The sequence below is a fragment of the Pseudomonas sp. WS 5412 genome, assembly GCF_012985615.1.
GTDB classification, from domain to species: domain Bacteria; phylum Pseudomonadota; class Gammaproteobacteria; order Pseudomonadales; family Pseudomonadaceae; genus Aquipseudomonas; species Aquipseudomonas shahriarae.
Genome location: NZ_JAARMB010000003.1, coordinates 16,915 through 32,314 on the forward strand (window position 1 = coordinate 16,915; position 15,400 = coordinate 32,314).

Annotated in this window: 13 protein-coding genes; 6 read left to right on the plus strand and 7 right to left on the minus strand. The window is 62.6% G+C overall.

The window, feature by feature from the left end:
* The first annotated feature begins 6 nt into the window (after positions 1-6).
* Both HBR94_RS05080 and HBR94_RS05085 read left to right on the plus strand, forming a co-directional pair.
* Complete coding sequence (locus HBR94_RS05080) at positions 7-1,281, plus strand: Zn-dependent hydrolase (protein WP_057960106.1); 1,275 nt, start codon at positions 7-9, stop codon at positions 1,279-1,281.
* Entirely contained in the window at positions 1,278-2,681 is a 1,404-nt protein-coding gene (locus tag HBR94_RS05085) for an amidase (RefSeq protein WP_170044312.1), read from the plus strand. Before HBR94_RS05080 ends, HBR94_RS05085 begins: the two co-directional genes overlap by 4 nt.
* Positions 2,682-2,737: 56 nt before the next feature.
* Here HBR94_RS05085 and HBR94_RS05090 read toward each other — a convergent pair whose 3' ends face one another.
* The gene (locus HBR94_RS05090; RefSeq protein ID WP_170044313.1) at positions 2,738-4,246 is read right to left on the minus strand and encodes a M10 family metallopeptidase C-terminal domain-containing protein; all 1,509 of its coding nucleotides are present in this window, start codon (positions 4,244-4,246) and stop codon (positions 2,738-2,740) included.
* Between the two features lie 232 nt (positions 4,247-4,478).
* Here HBR94_RS05090 and HBR94_RS05095 point away from each other — a divergent pair, with 232 nt between their 5' ends.
* Together HBR94_RS05095 and HBR94_RS05100 are read left to right on the plus strand one after the other, a co-directional pair.
* Positions 4,479-5,342, plus strand: coding sequence for a LysR family transcriptional regulator (locus tag HBR94_RS05095; RefSeq protein WP_057960108.1), 864 nt, complete (start codon positions 4,479-4,481; stop codon positions 5,340-5,342).
* Between the two features lie 50 nt (positions 5,343-5,392).
* Positions 5,393-6,397: a LacI family DNA-binding transcriptional regulator gene (locus HBR94_RS05100; protein ID WP_170044314.1), complete on the plus strand. Its 1,005-nt coding sequence runs from the start codon at positions 5,393-5,395 to the stop codon at positions 6,395-6,397.
* Here the strand turns inward: HBR94_RS05100 and HBR94_RS05105 are convergent.
* From HBR94_RS05105 to HBR94_RS05130, 6 genes are all read right to left on the minus strand, one after another.
* Positions 6,394-7,119 carry an SDR family oxidoreductase gene (locus tag HBR94_RS05105; protein ID WP_170044315.1) on the minus strand — a complete coding sequence of 242 codons (726 nt, stop codon included), beginning with the start codon at positions 7,117-7,119 and terminating at the stop codon, positions 6,394-6,396. The genes HBR94_RS05100 and HBR94_RS05105 overlap by 4 nt on opposite strands.
* A gap of 77 nt (positions 7,120-7,196) precedes the next feature.
* Entirely contained in the window at positions 7,197-8,729 is a 1,533-nt protein-coding gene (locus HBR94_RS05110) for an FGGY-family carbohydrate kinase (RefSeq protein WP_170044316.1), read from the minus strand.
* A 2-nt stretch (positions 8,730-8,731) separates the two neighbouring features.
* Positions 8,732-9,811, minus strand: a complete 1,080-nt coding sequence (locus tag HBR94_RS05115; protein WP_057441625.1) for an alcohol dehydrogenase catalytic domain-containing protein — start codon at positions 9,809-9,811, stop codon at positions 8,732-8,734.
* Between the two features lie 72 nt (positions 9,812-9,883).
* On the minus strand, positions 9,884-10,876 hold the full coding sequence (locus HBR94_RS05120; RefSeq protein ID WP_057960111.1) for a ribose ABC transporter permease: 993 nt from the start codon (positions 10,874-10,876) through the stop codon (positions 9,884-9,886).
* A complete protein-coding gene (locus HBR94_RS05125; RefSeq protein WP_057960112.1) occupies positions 10,842-12,350 on the minus strand; it encodes a sugar ABC transporter ATP-binding protein in 1,509 nt (502 codons plus the stop codon). The genes HBR94_RS05120 and HBR94_RS05125 overlap by 35 nt, the downstream gene beginning before the upstream one ends.
* Before the next feature lie 63 nt (positions 12,351-12,413).
* Complete coding sequence (locus HBR94_RS05130; protein ID WP_057444288.1) at positions 12,414-13,328, minus strand: substrate-binding domain-containing protein; 915 nt, start codon at positions 13,326-13,328, stop codon at positions 12,414-12,416.
* Between the two features lie 286 nt (positions 13,329-13,614).
* Here HBR94_RS05130 and HBR94_RS05135 point away from each other — a divergent pair, with 286 nt between their 5' ends.
* Together HBR94_RS05135 and HBR94_RS05140 are read left to right on the plus strand one after the other, a co-directional pair.
* Positions 13,615-14,301: a sterol desaturase family protein gene (locus HBR94_RS05135; RefSeq protein WP_170044317.1), complete on the plus strand. Its 687-nt coding sequence runs from the start codon at positions 13,615-13,617 to the stop codon at positions 14,299-14,301.
* The gene (locus tag HBR94_RS05140) at positions 14,298-15,380 is read left to right on the plus strand and encodes an SMP-30/gluconolactonase/LRE family protein (protein ID WP_170044318.1); all 1,083 of its coding nucleotides are present in this window, start codon (positions 14,298-14,300) and stop codon (positions 15,378-15,380) included. Before HBR94_RS05135 ends, HBR94_RS05140 begins: the two co-directional genes overlap by 4 nt.
* Positions 15,381-15,400: the final 20 nt, after the last annotated feature.

A 15,400-nucleotide genomic window follows, 5' to 3' on the forward strand; every position in this document is an offset into this window, starting at 1 on the left:
CTGCTGATGAATAGTTTTGCGCAACCGCTCCAGAGCAATGCCCCGCTGATCAACCGCGACCGCCTGTGGCAATCCTTGATGGACCTGGCCCAACTCGGCGCCACGGCCAAAGGCGGCGTGTGCCGCCTGGCCCTGACCGACCTCGACCGCCAGGCCCGCGACCTGTTTGTGCAGTGGTGCACAGCGGCCGGGTGCAGCGTCAGCGTGGATGCGATCGGCAATATTTTTGCCCGCCGCGCCGGGCGCAACCCCAACCTGCCACCGGTGATGACCGGCAGCCATATCGACACCCAGCCCACTGGCGGCAAGTTCGATGGGTGCTATGGGGTGATGGCCGGCCTGGAAGTGATCCGCACCTTGAATGACTTGGGCGTGGAAACCGAAGCACCGATTGAAGTGGTGGTATGGACCAACGAGGAAGGCTCACGCTTCCCGCCGTGCATGATGGGCTCGGGAGTGTTTGCCGGCAAATTCGACCTGCAGGAAACCCTCGACAAGCAGGATGAGCAAGGCCTGTCGGTGGGCGCCGAGCTGCAGCGCATCGGCTACGCCGGCCCGCGTGCGGTGCTCGGGCACCCGGTGGGCGCCTACTTCGAGGCGCATATCGAACAGGGCCCGGTCCTCGAAGATCAGGCCATCACCCTCGGCGTGGTCATGGGCTGCCTGGGCCAGAAGTGGTTCGACCTGACCTTCACCGGCGTCGAGGCCCACGCCGGCCCCACGCCCATGCGCCTGCGCAAGGACGCCCTGGTGGGTGCCGCGCAGGTGGTCAGTGCGGTCAACCGCATTGCCCATCAACAGCAACCCCACGCCTGTGGCACGGTCGGCTGCCTGACCCTGCATCCGGGCTCGCGCAACGTGATTCCCGGCCAAGTGCAGATGACCATCGACCTGCGCCACCTGCATGCCGACAAGCTGCAGGCCATGGTCGATGAAGTGCGTGAAGTGATCGAAGCCACAGCCAAGCAGCATGGCTTGAGCTATGAGTTGACGCCCACCGCCGACTTCCCGCCGCTGGACTTTCATCCGACCTGCGTCAACGCCGTGCGCGATGCTGCCCAGGTGCTGGGCCTGAGCCACATGGACATTGTCAGCGGCGCCGGGCACGACGCAATTTTTGTCGCTGAACTGGGCCCGGCCGGGATGATTTTTGTGCCGTGCGAAGGCGGTATCAGCCACAACGAAATCGAAAACGCCGCGCCGGATGATTTGGCCGCCGGCTGCGCGGTGCTGCTGCGGGCCATGGTCAATGCCGCGCAACAGGGAGGTGAAGCAGCATGACGCAGATCGCCAACCTGACGGCTGTAGAACTGCTGGCACGCTACCGGAATAAGAGCCTGTCGCCGGTGGAAGTGACCGAAGACACTCTGCTGCGCATCGAGCGCTACAACCCGGTGGTCAACGCGTACTGCCATGTCGACCCCGAGGGCGCCTTGAACGCCGCACGGGCTTCGGAGCAGCGCTGGTTCCAGGGCGCGCCCTGCGGGGCATTGGACGGGGTGCCGGCGTCGATCAAGGACTTGACCCTGACGGCAGGCATGCCCACGCGCAAGGGCTCACGCACCTCCTCCGCCACCGGGCCGTGGGACGTTGACGCGCCGTTTTCGGCGTTTATGCGCAAGGCCGGCGCGGTGTTGCTGGGCAAGACCACCACCCCGGAATTCGGCTGGAAAGGCGTCACCGACAACCCGCTGTACGGCATCACCCGCAACCCCTGGGACACGCGCACCACAGCCGGTGGTTCGTCCGGCGGCGCGGGTGCAGCGGCGGCGCTGAACCTTGGCGTGTTGCACCAGGGCAGCGATGCTGGCGGCTCGATCCGCATTCCCTGCGCCTTTACCGGCACCTTCGGGATCAAGCCGACCTTTGGTTACGTGCCGCAATGGCCGGCCAGCTCGATGACGATCCTCTCGCACCTGGGGCCGATGACCCGCACCGTGGAAGATGCAGTGCTGATGCTGCAAACCGTGGCCCAACCAGATGCCCGGGACGGCCTGATCGGCGCGCCGCGCAGCACGCCATGGCTCACGCCGGGCACGGACCTCAAGGGCCTGCGTATCGCCTACAGCCCGGATTTTGGTTACGTGGACGTCGATCCGCAGGTGGCCAAGGTGGTCGCCCAAGCGGTCGCGGGCCTGGTGCAACTGGGGGCGCATGTCGAACAGATCGACCCGGGCTTCAGCGATCCGCTGGAGGTGTTCAGTACCCTGTGGTGTGCCGGCGCGGCGCGCCTGACCGGGCAGTTGACCGACGCCCAGTGCGAGCTGCTCGACCCTGGCCTGCTGCGCATTGCGCAACAGGGCGAACGCCTCGGCCTGGCCGACTTCAGCGCCGCCCTGGAGGCCCGGGCGGCATTGGTGGCGCGCATGGCGGCGTTCCATGAGCACTACGACCTACTGGTCTCGCCGATGCTGCCAATCACCGCCTTTGACGCCGGGCATAACGTGCCACCGGGCTCCGGGCTGGGCGAGTGGATGGAGTGGACGCCTTTCAGCTATCCGTTCAACCTCACCCAGCAACCGGCGGCCTCGGTGCCGTGCGGGCTGGCGGCCAATGGTTTGCCGGTGGGCTTGCATGTGGTGGGTGCGCGGTTTGCCGATGAGCAGGTGCTGCGGGTGTGCCAGGCGTATGCCAGGGCGTTCCCGACCCAGCATTTGCAAGCACCGCATACGCCCACCTGAAACGCGATCACCTGCAGGAGCCGGCTGACCGGCTCCGACTACAGGTTGCTGCGGGATTAGGCTTTGATATCGGAGCCCTTCAAAGGCTGCTCACTATCAATCTTGAGCAGGAAGTCGGCGCGACGATTACCGTTCAGGTCAATCTGCAGCGTGGACTGATGGGCTTGAGCGTCGTATTCCAAAATGGCCTGTCGACCTTCACCGGTAAACCGGCTGACGAACCTCATGGGTTTTTCCGCAATGTCACGCCTCGGCGCTGATTCAACTCCATGCAGCGCTTCATCAACCACTGAAACGTCACGCTCATCCACATAAGTAGCCTCTGGCCCCGTCGCCCGCAGGTTGGACACGTCGATCTTGTCCTTGCCCGACACGAAGTCGGTGATTCGATCAGGACTCTGCGGTGTCGATTGCTGCGCATTCAAGAACAGGTAGGAGTTCCTGCCACCGCCGCCAGTCAATATGTTCTGGGTAAGGTTGCTGATAAAAATATCGTTTCCCGCCCCACCCTTGGCGTTTTCGATGGTCGTGCCCTTGGCAATGAATACATTCTTTTTCATCCCGCCGACATCCGACGGTGCGCCCTCGTTGAGATTGATCACCTGATTATCGCTAAACCCAGAAAAATCCAGCGTATCTACACCACCACCGTCCCAGACTGTAAACACCGGAGCGTCTCTGGATGAACTCAAACGATAAGCCTCACGGTCGGCATTGGAGTTGAAGCCATAGGTGGTATCGCCCGTCCGGGTTTCGTGGTTCGCCCCGTAGAGTTTCTGGATGGCGGCCATGTCATCCACCATCGGTGTAGAGGGCTGGTAGTTGATGCCGTTTTTTACGAAGGACTGGCCAGTATGCTGCTCACTCCAGTAGCTCATGATGCTATGCCCGCTGGTGTCCTCCGCGTAGGTAGCCGTCGCGTAACTCGAACCTGTAGGAAGGCTTCTGAACGGGTGCGACAACCCCAGGGCATGCCCCAGTTCGTGGGCGGTGGTTCTGTGCCCGTCGTTGGAATGGCTGGGGGCTGTATGGACCTCATCCGATCCGGCCAGCCATATTTCAGAGGCTGCACCGAACCGTGGAATACGCGGGTTTGCCGCCAGATATCGCTGTGTCGCTTCAGAAGGCAGCGTCGTCGCGAAAGCGTTTTTGCCGTCAGCGCTTTCATTGAAGTTTCCAAAGTTGATATTGCCCTCACTCACCGCTCCCTGACCCTGTTCGGTGAAGCGCACATTCGCCACATCCGACCATTGGTCCATGGCCTGCCGCGCTGAATCCTTCTGGGCCTGATTGAATTCACTGAACCCACTCAGGCCCAATGCCCGAAAAAACGGCCCGGCCGTCGTTCGAAACTGGTAGGTGACATCAGTTTTTCCATCGCCATTGGTATCGTGCCAACGGGAGTTGTCACGGGTTATCTCATCGGCGGCCTGCTCGACGGTATATGAAGGTTTGCCGTTGATTGTGCGTTCGCCACCGCGTTGATCGTGGTGAAGGACACGATCCAAGTGAGTCACGGTATTGCTGGCAAAGGGAGAAAGGTTAAACGTTGTTGAAGTCGACATGTTGCGTCTCCTTTTCACTGGTGCAGTGAAGTGGTGAGAAATGCCGGGGGACGAGCCCGCCTGGGCACATCCCAAACTAGCCCTGCACACAGCGAGCAGACATAGGCCTTTCCTTAAGGAAAGCGTGAGCCCACGCGCACGCGCTGAGCCCTGGAGCAACGCACTCATCGAAGAGGCGCGTGGTATCGTTGACACTTTTCGCGAGCACGCTCGCTCCTGCCTCGGAGCCGACATGGACATCGAACTGGCACGCACTTTCCTGGAAATCACCCGTTGCGGCAGCCTGGCCGCAGCCGCCGAGAAACTGCACGTTACCCAGACCGCCATCACCGCCCGGGTGCAAAAGCTCGAAAGCCAGCTCGACAGCACCCTGTTTGTGCGCAACCGCGCCGGGGCGCGGTTGACGGCCGATGGCGAGGCATTCGTGGTGTACGCCAATCAACTGGTGCAAACCTGGGAAGCCGCACGCCGCGACCTGCCGTTACCCGAGGGCTATCGCAATGTGTTGCATATCGGCGGCGAAGTCAGCCTGTGCAACCCGCTGATCCTCGGTTGGGCCAAGGCCCTGCGCGAACACATCCCCAGCCATGCGCTGCGCACCGAAGTGCGTGATGGGGAGTACCTGTTGCGCCAGCTGGAACTGGGGGTGCTGGATGCGGCGCTGGTGTTCCAGCCGCAGTACTGGCCGGGGTTGCAGGTGGAGCAGGTGCTGGAGGAAAAACTGATCCTGGTGCGTCTGGCCGCCCGCCCCGATCCCTATGTGTATATCGACTGGGGCGCGGGCTTTCGCCAGCAACACGACGCCGCCCTGCCGGACAAGGCCCGCGCGGCTGTGAGTTTCAACCTGGGGCCGTTGGCCTTGCAGTACATCCTGGAGAACGGTGGCAGCGGCTATTTCCGCACGCGGGTGGTGCAGAGCTATCTCGAGAGCGGCGTGATGGAGCGCGTGCCCAAGGCCCCGGAGTTCAGTTTCCCGACCTACCTGGTGTACTCGCGTGAGCGTGATTCGGCGATCCTGCAGCAGGCCCTGGTGCTGCTGCGCGGGGTGGTCAAGGCCGAGAGCGATTGGTCACAGCGTTGGGATCCGGTGCTTTGAACCGATGCCCATGGTAGCCTCCTGATGTTTTCTCCTGGTCCCACCTGCCGATGAACAAGAAAAAATCCGTCACCATCAGCGACATCGCCAAACGCGTCAATATGACCACCATCACGGTGTCGCGGGCGTTGAGCAAACCTGACCTGGTCAAGCCCGCCACCCTGGCGCGGATCCTTGAGGTGGCGCGGGAGCTGGACTATGTGCCCAACGCCTTTGCTCGCGGGCTCAAGCGCAGCGAAAGCCTGATCATCGGGGTGATCACCGCGTCGGTGGACAACCCGTTCTACAGCGAAATGATCAAGGCGATTTCCCGCGAGGCGAAAAAGCACGGCTACACCATCATGCTGGTGGACACCGACGAGCTGGAAGAATTGGAAAGCAAGGCCGTGGATACCCTGCTGGGTTATCGCGTGGCGGGGATTATCCTGTCGCCGGTCTCCGACGAGCCCGACTACCAGCCCGATTACCTGGAGCGCCTGGGCAACGGCAAGACCCCGGTGGTGCTGCTCGACCGCACGATCCACGACAGCCCGTTCAGCCGCGTGGTGCTGGACAACTACCACAGCGGGATCGAGGCCGCGCAGTACCTGTTGCGCCAGAACCCGGCGCTCAAGCGCCTGCTGGTACTGACCGGGCCGCAGCATTCACGCATCACCGTGGAGCGCCTCAAGGGCCTGCGCGAAGTGCTCGCAGAGTACCCCCAGGTGCAGGTCGAGGTGTGCGCCGGCGACTACACCTTGATGCCCTCCTACCTGCACACCCTCGACTACCTGGCCGCGCACCCCGCGCCGGAGGCGATCATGGGTTTCAACCAGTTGATCACCCTCGGCGCCCTGCGCGCCTTGCGCATGCACAATATCCCCCACGACAGCCTGACCATCTGCGGCATCGACCGCCTGCCGTTTGCCGATATCTTCGGCGTGCCGATTGCCTGCGTGGCCCATGATGCGTCGCTGGCCGGCAGCAGTGCGGTGCGCCTGTTGCTCGACCGCCTGCAAGACCCGCACAAACCCCGGGACAAGGTGGTGATCGCCGGTAAGCTGGAGAACGGCTAACGGCTGGTGTAGCCGCCATCAATCGGCAGGCTGACCCCACTGATCATGCTCGCAGCCTCACTCAACAGGAACAGCACCGGCAACGCCACTTCCCGGGGCTGCGCAAAACGCCCCAGGGGAATCGCCGCCAGGGCCGGGTCGCGCTTGGCCGGGTCGGACCAGGCCTGTTGCGCCATCGGCGTGAGGGTCACGGTGGGGTTGACGCTGTTGACGCGGATCCCGAAACGTCCCCATTCGGCACATTGCACACGGGTGATCGCATCCAGGGCAGCCTTGGACGCGCAATAACCGAGGTGATCCTCCAGCGCCACCAACGAGGCCTGGCTGGAAACGTTGACGATACTGCCGGCGATACCTGCCGCGATCATCGCCGCCGCTACCCGGCTGGCGACTTGCGCGGCGGCGCGGGCGTTGACGTTCATCACGTGGTCGAAGGCGGCGCTGCTGATCGCCGCTGCCGGTTCCAGGCGCGAGATCCCGGCGCAATTGACCAGACCGTGCATGGGCGGCAAGTCCTTGAGGGCCAGGTCCAGGGCGGCGCTGTCGGCGATGTCCAGGCACAGGGTTGCACAACCCAATTGGGACAGAGCGTGGGCGTCGCGGCCGATGGCAAAGATCTGGGCGCCGCTGGCGATCAGTTGCAGGGCGATTTCCCGGCCAATACCGCTGGTGGCGCCGGTAACAAGGATGCGCTGGTGGCTGAAGTCGAAGGTGGTGGTCATGGATGACGGTCTCGAATGCAATGGAGAACCCCTGTGGGAGCTGGTTTGCCTGCTCCCAAATCTTGGTCTGTGTTCACTTAACTCATTTGCAGGCTGTGCATGATCGGTTTGAGTGCCGGATACAGCCTCAGGTAGTCGGCAAAAGCGCGGTCGTATGCCTGCACATTTTCAGCCCCAGGCTCGGCCCGCAGCTGCAACTGCACCCAGCCTTTGTCCATTTGCGCCTTATCCACCAGCCCCACCGTATGCGCCGCCAACAACGCTGCGCCCAGCGCCGCCTCCACTTCCTGGACGATGGTGTACACCGGGTAGCGGGTGACATCCGCGATAATCTGCATCCACAAATCCGAATGGCTCGCGCCGCCCACCACGATCAACCGTGGGTCCAGGGAATGGGCACCGCGCATGCCCGCCTCGATATTGTGCCGCAGGGCAAAACTCACGCCTTCGAGCACCGCGCGGTACAGGTGGATGCGGCTGTGATACAGGTTCAGGCCGACAAAGCTGCCGCTGGCCTGGTCATCCCACACCGGGCTGCGCTCGCCCATCAGGTAAGGCAAAAACAACAGCCCTTCACTGCCCGCCGGGATCGCGTGCGCGCGCTGTTCCAGCAGCCACAGGCTGTCTTGGCCGGTGGCCTGGGCCTGTTGCTCCTCGGCCTGGCAGAACTGCTCGCGAAACCAGCTTACCGAGGCGCCGGCAGTAATCGCGCCGCCAAAGATGTACAGGTCCTGCTGGCCGTTATAGACGTGGGGCATGCTCACCAGACCATGGTGGGCATCCACCTGCTGGTTGAGGTAGCCCCAGCACATGCTGGTGCCGATCATCGCCACGTGGTTGCCCGGTCGGGTGACGCCGGCCGCCAGGGTCGCCATCGCCGCATCGACGCCACCGGCCAGCACCGGCATGCCCGGCGCCAGGCCCAGGCGCCTAGCCCATTCCGGCAGCAAACCGCCCACCACTTCGCCCGAATACAGCAAGCGCTCGGGCATCATTGCCAACGGGATATCCAGCGCCGCCAGCATCTCGACGGACCAGCCGCGCGCGGCCACATCATAGACCCCGCCGATATTGCCGGCGCTGCTGTGATCCACCGCCACCTCACCGGTCAGGCAGTAATTGATATAGCTGTTGGGCGGCAGCAGGTAGCGGGTGTTGGCCCAGACTTCAGGCTGGTGCTGCTTGAGCCAGAGCATCTTGGTGAAGCCGTAGTAGCTGTCCAGGGAGTTGCCGGTGACCGCGAACAGGCGCTCCAGGTCAACCTGCTCGCGGACCCAGGCCACCTGCTCGCCGGCGCGGCGGTCCATCCAGATCAGGCATGGGTGCAGCGGCTTGATCTGCGCATCCACGGCTATCCCCGAGCCGCCGTACAGACTGCTGATGCACAGCGCCTTGACCTGCTCTTTGACGACCCCGGCCTTGCCCATGCACCCGGCCACACAGGCCTCCACCGCGTCCAGCCAGACCTGCGGCCACTGCTCGGCCCAGCGCACTTTTGGCGTGTCCACGCGATAGCCCTGGCTGTGCTGGGCAATGATCCGACCCTCACCATCCACCAACAGCGCCTTGGTGCTTTGGGTGCCAATGTCCACGCCAATCACGTATTTCATACTTATTGCCCCGGCTTGAGCAGCACCTTGATCGACTTCACCGAGTTGGCCAGGTCGAACGCTTCGGCCCAGTTATCCAGGGGGAAGTCGTGGGTGACGATGCCCTTGGACGTCACCAGGCCGCGCTCGAACAGGTCGATGGCCACCGGGTAGCAATACGGCCCCAGGTGTGCGCCGCGTACGTCCAGTTCCTTGCGGTCACCGATGATTGACCAGTCGGCACTGGTCTCGGCGCCGAACACGCTGAACTCGACAAACCGCCCCAGCTTGCGGATTAAATCCAGGCCCTGGGTCACGCCGGCCGGCACGCCAGTGGTCTCGATATACACGTCGCAGCCGTAGTTGTCGGTCAGGCCATTGATGATCGCGCGGGCGTTGTCACGGGCCGGGTTGATCACCACATCGGCGCCGTATTTTTTCGCCAGCTCCAGGCGCTCGTCGACCATGTCGATCACCACCAGTTTTTTCGGGGTCTTCAGCGCAGCCACCTGGACCATGCACAGGCCCAGGGTGCCGGCACCGGCAATCACCACCACGTCATCGAGTTGCAGGTCGCCACGGTTGACCGTATGGATCGCGCAGGCCATGGGCTCGATCAACGCCGAATCCTCCAGGGACACCGACTCGGGAATCTTGTGCACGATGGCGGTCTTGGGGATGCGCATGTACTGGGCCATGCCGCCTTCGGCCACTTCGCGCTGGAAGCCGAAAATGTTGTGCACTTCGCACATCCAGTACTTGCCGGACTTGCAGAAGCGGCACTTGCCACAGGGCACGATCTGCTCGGCGATGACCTTGTCGCCGACCTTGACCTCAAAGTGCTCCTCGGCGCCCTCGCCCACTTGCTCCACGTAACCGAAAAACTCGTGCCCCGGCACCACCGGCGCCTTGACCCACGGGTTGTCGCCACCCCAGAACATCGCCGCGCCCGAGTGGCATTTGCAGTCACTGGCGCAGATCCCGCAGGCGGCAATGCGGATCACCAGTTCATTGGGCCGCGCCAGGGGTTTGCTGATGCGCTCCAGGCGGTAGTCTTTCGGGCCGTGGCAGACGACGGCTTGCATTTGGCTGTGCTTTTCCATGATGTACTGACCTTTATTGAAGATGAGAGAGCCCGTCGCGGCCACGGCGGCCGCGTCGAGGTGCTGGTTTTTTTACTTGTGGCGCTGACGGCTGATAAAGATCGCCAGCAGAATAATTGCGCCCTTGATCACGCTCTGCACATAGGGCGAGACCCCGAGCATGTTCAGGCCGTTGTTCAACACGCCCAACAGCATGGCGCCGAGCAAGGTGCCGACAATCACCCCGCGCCCACCGGCAATCGAGGCGCCGCCCAGGACCACTGCGGCAATCGCATCCAGCTCGAAACCGATGCCGGCGTTGGGTTGGCCACTCATCAGGCGCGAGGTCAACACCAGCCCGGCAATCGCTGCGGTCAGGCCGCTGATGCCATACACCAGCAACTTGAAGCGCGCCGCGCGCACCCCGGACAGGCGCACCGCCTCTTCGTTGCCACCGATGGCGTAGATGTAGCGGCCGATGCGTGTGTGTTGCAGCAGCACGTAGGCCACCAGGTAGGTGACCAGCATGATCAGGATCGGCACCTGGATGCCCAGCAGGCTTTGGCGGCCAAAGAAACCAAACCACTCCGGCAGCCCGGAAATCGGATAGCCATCGGTGTACATCAGGCCAAAACCCCGGGCGATACCCATGGTCGCCAGGGTGACGATGATCGGCGGCATATGCAGGTACGCCACGAACAGCCCGTTACCGATACCAAAGGCCACGCCGATCAACAGGCCCGCGCCAATCGCCAGGCCCGGCGGCAGGCCCGCGACCATCAGCCCGGCGGTCAGGGTGCCGGACAAGGCCATCACCGGCCCCACCGACAAGTCGATACCACCGGTGAGGATCACGCAGGTCATGCCCACCGCGATGATCGCGTTGATCGACACCTGGCGGCCGATATTGGACAGGTTGCTGGCGGTGAGGAAGTTGTCGCTGGCCACGATCATCACCGCCGTGACCACCAGCAGCCCGATAAACGGATAGAACGCCGGCGAGCGCACCAGTCGTGCCAGGTTCAGCCGTAACCCCTGGGTACCTGCGCGGTTAATGGACGTATTCACTTGAGCCCCCTGTTGCATGGCGCATGACCTCTTGTGGGTTGACGGCGGACGCTTCCAGTACCTTGACGATGGCGCCCTTGTGGAACACGGCGACGCGGTCGCACATGCCGATGATTTCCGGCAGTTCGGAGGAAATCATGATGATTGCGTAGCCTTGCTCGGTGAGCTTGCGCATCAGCGCGTAGATCTGTGCCTTGGCGCCGACGTCGATGCCACGGGTTGGTTCATCGAACACCAGCACATCGCAGTGATGGTTGATCCAACGAGCAATCACCACTTTCTGCTGGTTGCCGCCGCTCAGGTTGAACACCCGGCTTTCGCCGCTCGGCGCCTTGATCGACAGTTGCTGCATCAACGCTTCGACGCTGGCGCACTCCTTGCCCTTGTCGATCAGGCCGCTGGCGCCCTGGTACTTGTGCAGGTTGTTGATGGAGATGTTTTCGCGAATGCTGAAATCGGTGATCAGGCCTTCGCTCTTGCGACTTTCCGGCAGCAGGCCGATGCCGTGGGCCAACGCCTGGGCCGGGTCGTCGAGGCTGATTTTGGCGCCGCGCAACCACACATCCTTGGTCACCGACGGCAGTGCGCCCATCATCCCCAGTGCCAGCTCGGTACGGCCCGAACCGACCAGCCCGGCAAAGCCGAGGATTTCGCCCTGATGCAGGTGGAACTGGTTGTGGGGGCCATTGCGCTGCAACTGGATATCCCTGACCTCAAGCAGCAGCGGCCCGCGCGCGGCGGTGGGTTTGGCGGGAAAACTGCATTCCAGCTTGCGGCCCACCATCATCTCCACCAGACGGTCAATATCGCTGTCGGCCACGTCGGTGACGCCGGCATTGCCGCCGTCGCGCAACACGCTGATGCGGTCGCACACCTGGAAAATCTCCTCCAGATGGTGGGAGATAAAAATCACCGCCACGCCCTGGCGCTTGAGTTCGCGCATGATCTCGAACAGCAGTTCGGCCTCGCTCGGCGTCAGGGTCGCGGTGGGCTCATCGAGCACCAGCAGCCGCGCCTCCAGGGCCAGGGCCTTGGCGATTTCGACAAACTGCTGCTCGGCCACGCTCAGGCGCCGCACCGGGCATTGCAGGTCGATGCTCACCCCCAGACGCTGAAACAATGCCTGGGACGCCTCATGCATATCGCGCTTGCGCAGCAGGCCGAAGCGGTTGTTCAACTCATGGCCGAGGAAAATGTTCTCCACGGCCGTGAGGTCGGGAATCAGGCTGAACTCCTGGAAGACAATGCCGATACCGGCGGCAATCGCATCGCGATACGTCGCAAAGTGCCGGGCCTGCCCGTCAATCAGAATGCGCCCTTCATCCTGGTGCTCGACGCCGCCGAGGATTTTCATCAGGGTCGATTTGCCCGCGCCATTTTCCCCGAGCAAGGCATGAATTTCGCCGCGTTCCACCTGCAGGTTGATGGACTTGAGGGCTTGCACCCCGGGGTAGCGCTTACAGATATTTTCCAGTTGCAAAAGACTGCTCATACCGCCGACCTCTCGTTCAGAAGGATGCCCTGTGCCCCACGATTGACGTGGGGCATGGACGGTTTACCAGCTGAAATCCTTGGCCTTGGCCTGGTCGATCAGGGCGATGTCCACCGGGATACTGGCGGGGACATGGGAGCCCCACTTCTTCGCCAGGGCGATGCCCAGGGCCAGGCGGATCTGGTCGCGGGGGTACTGCGCCGAGGTGGCGATAAACTTGCTGCCTGGCTTGAGGATAGCCTTGATCGCTTCCGGTGCGCCATCGACGCTGACCAGCTTGACGTCCATGCCGCTGGCCTCGATGGCCGACAGTGCGCCGAGGGAGCCGTTGTCATTGACGCTGAAAATGCCCTTAAGGGTGGGTTGGGCCTGGAGCATGTTTTCGGTCACGCTCAGCGCCTGGTCACGTTCCTGCTTGCCGTTCTGGATGCTGACGATCTTGATCTGCGGGTGCTTGGCCACGGCTTCCTTGCAACCGCGCACGCGCTCGAGGATCGGTACTACGGCGATGCCATCGAGGATCGCGATATTGCCTTGGTCGCCGATGCTCTTGGCCAGGTATTCACAGGCCTGGAAGCCGGCGTCGAAGTTTTTCGAGCCGACGAAGGAATCCAGGGGCCCCTCGGCCTGGGCATCCACTGCAACCACCACCACACCCGCGGCGTGGGCCGATTTGACGGCGGACTGCACGCCGACCGAATCCGTGGGGTTGATCAGCAGGATGTCGATGCCCTTTTGCAGCATGTCTTCCACGTCACTGACCTGCTTGGACACGTCGTGGCGGGCATCGGTGATGATCAATTGCGCACCGATGGTCGCCGCCGCTTCTTGCAGAGCGTCTTTCATGGTGACGAAGTACGGGTTGTTGATTTCCTGGAAGGAAGCGCCGATGCGCATGGGGGCAGGCTTGGTGTCGGCCAGGGCGACGGTGGAGATGCTTAAAGCCAACAAACACAGGGTTTTGCGAAGCATTTTCATGGCGTGGTTCTCTGTTTTGTTTTTATTTTTAGAGCAAATGTTATCGTTAACATTTTGCCAGAAGCTAGCAAGGAAATGCGGTGGGTGCAAGCCCCTTGCGATATCCCTTGTGGGGGCGGGCATGCTCGCGTGGGTCGTTAAGGCGCACACCCGAGGTGTTCTTACTGGCGCGATCGCAGCGATGCGGCGACCCGACAAGCCAGCGCCCACAGGGGCAAGCTCAGCTCGCAAAATCCTCAGGCCGGACTAAGCTCACTCACCAACAAAAAATACAACGAGCGACGCCATGACCCATCCCACCGAGGCCTTTCGCGAACGCTACCGTGCCGCTGTCCACCCACGCTATAACCCGTGGCTGCATGCCGGTTTTGTAGTGCTCTACGGTTTGTCCTGCATCCTCCTGGCCTGGGGCAGCACCCAGCACATTCAGGCCTGGGAATGGCTGACCATCCCCCTGACCCTGGTGTTCTTCAACCTGTGCATCTACCTCGTCCACCGCCACCTGGGCCATCACAAACACGCTGTCGCCAAGCTGTTCTATGCACGCCACACCGGCGATCACCACAGTTTTTTCACCCCTGGCCATATGACCTACGACAGCCCCAGAGACTGGCGGGTGATCCTGTTTCCCGCCTGGCTGATCGTTGTCCACAGCCTGGCCATCACCCTCCCCGCCTGGTGGCTGCTCAAGCAGTTAAACCCCAACGTGGCGGGGTTGTTCGCCGGGTGTATGATCCTCGGTTACCTGCTCTACGAAACCTTCCATGCCTGTGAACATCTGCCCTCCGACCATCCCCTGGCACGCCTGCCGTGGATCCGGCACATGCACCAGCTCCACGCGTTGCACCACCGCCGTGAGTTGATGCAAGGGCGCAACTTCAACATTGTGCTGCCGCTGATGGACTATCTGTTCGGCACGTTGCACTGGGAGCCGGTCACGCCCCCCTCCAAAGCCCCTCGGGACACACCATGAATCAAAAAATCCGTCACTTGCTGCTCCTGGTATTGATCGTCGTCGTGGCCTTCCTGCTGCTGATGCCCACCCAGGTGCAACCGGTCAACTGGACACCACCCAAGGCACCCTCGCTGAAGGATGGGCCCTACAGCGAAAACCAGCGCCTGAAGGACGTCCAGCGTATCGGTGCCCTGGGCATCGACGGGCCTGAAGCGTTGCTGGTGGATGCCGAGGGTTTTCTGATCTCCGGCCTGCATGACGGGCGGATCATCCGCACCGCGCCCGACAGCCAGACCCTGGAGGTGCTGGCCCATACCGGGGGGCGGCCGCTGGGCCTGGCGCAACACCCGGACGGGCGGCTGATCATTGCCGACGGGGTCAAGGGCCTGCTGGCACTGGACGGCCAGCGCAAACTGACCAGCCTGACGACCAGCGCCAATGGCCTGCCCTTCGGCTTTACCGATGATGTGACGGTGGATGCGGCCGGGCGCTACGCCTACTTCAGCGACGCGTCGAGCCGCTGGGGCTATGGCCAGGATGGTGAGGCGGTGATCGAGCATGGTGGCGATGGCCGCTTGTTGCGCTATGACTTCAGCAACGGCCAGACCGAGGTGTTGCTCGATCAACTGCAATTTGCCAACGGCGTGGCGCTGGGGCCGGATGAGGCCTATGTGCTGGTCAATGAAACCGGGGCCTATCGCATCAGTCGCTATTGGCTCAAGGGCGACAAGGCGGGCACCCATGACCTGTTTATCGACAACCTGCCAGGGTTGCCGGACAACCTCACCTTCAACGGCCGGGATCGGTTCTGGGTAGCCCTGTATTCACCGCGTAACCCGCTGCTTGATGGCTTGGCCGGTTACCCGGCGGTCCGCAAGATGGTGGTACGTGCGCTGCTGGTGCTGCCCAAGCCCGTGGAGCGCAAAGCCTTTGTACTGGGGTTGGACGTGCATGGCCAGGTGATCGCTAATTTGCAGGATGGCAGTGCCGGCAACTATTCGCCGGTGACCACGGCGCGCGAGCATGGCGACTGGCTGTACCTGGGCTCGCTGAAGAACACCAGCATGGCCCGCTTGCCACTGAAACTGGCGCTGTAGAAGCCGACTTGCCGGCGATC

Excerpts from the sequence above, each read along its gene's own strand:
- HBR94_RS05080 (WP_057960106.1), top strand. The coding sequence starts at position 7 with ATGAATAGTTTTGCGCAACCGCTCCAGAGCAATGCCCCGCTGATCAAC.
- HBR94_RS05085 (WP_170044312.1), top strand. The coding sequence starts at position 1,278 with ATGACGCAGATCGCCAACCTGACGGCTGTAGAACTGCTGGCACGCTAC.
- HBR94_RS05090 (WP_170044313.1), bottom strand. The coding sequence starts at position 4,246 with ATGTCGACTTCAACAACGTTTAACCTTTCTCCCTTTGCCAGCAATACC.
- HBR94_RS05095 (WP_057960108.1), top strand. The coding sequence starts at position 4,479 with ATGGACATCGAACTGGCACGCACTTTCCTGGAAATCACCCGTTGCGGC.
- HBR94_RS05100 (WP_170044314.1), top strand. The coding sequence starts at position 5,393 with ATGAACAAGAAAAAATCCGTCACCATCAGCGACATCGCCAAACGCGTC.
- HBR94_RS05105 (WP_170044315.1), bottom strand. The coding sequence starts at position 7,119 with ATGACCACCACCTTCGACTTCAGCCACCAGCGCATCCTTGTTACCGGC.
- HBR94_RS05110 (WP_170044316.1), bottom strand. The coding sequence starts at position 8,729 with ATGAAATACGTGATTGGCGTGGACATTGGCACCCAAAGCACCAAGGCG.
- HBR94_RS05115 (WP_057441625.1), bottom strand. The coding sequence starts at position 9,811 with ATGGAAAAGCACAGCCAAATGCAAGCCGTCGTCTGCCACGGCCCGAAA.
- HBR94_RS05120 (WP_057960111.1), bottom strand. The coding sequence starts at position 10,876 with ATGCAACAGGGGGCTCAAGTGAATACGTCCATTAACCGCGCAGGTACC.
- HBR94_RS05125 (WP_057960112.1), bottom strand. The coding sequence starts at position 12,350 with ATGAGCAGTCTTTTGCAACTGGAAAATATCTGTAAGCGCTACCCCGGG.
- HBR94_RS05130 (WP_057444288.1), bottom strand. The coding sequence starts at position 13,328 with ATGAAAATGCTTCGCAAAACCCTGTGTTTGTTGGCTTTAAGCATCTCC.
- HBR94_RS05135 (WP_170044317.1), top strand. The coding sequence starts at position 13,615 with ATGACCCATCCCACCGAGGCCTTTCGCGAACGCTACCGTGCCGCTGTC.
- HBR94_RS05140 (WP_170044318.1), top strand. The coding sequence starts at position 14,298 with ATGAATCAAAAAATCCGTCACTTGCTGCTCCTGGTATTGATCGTCGTC.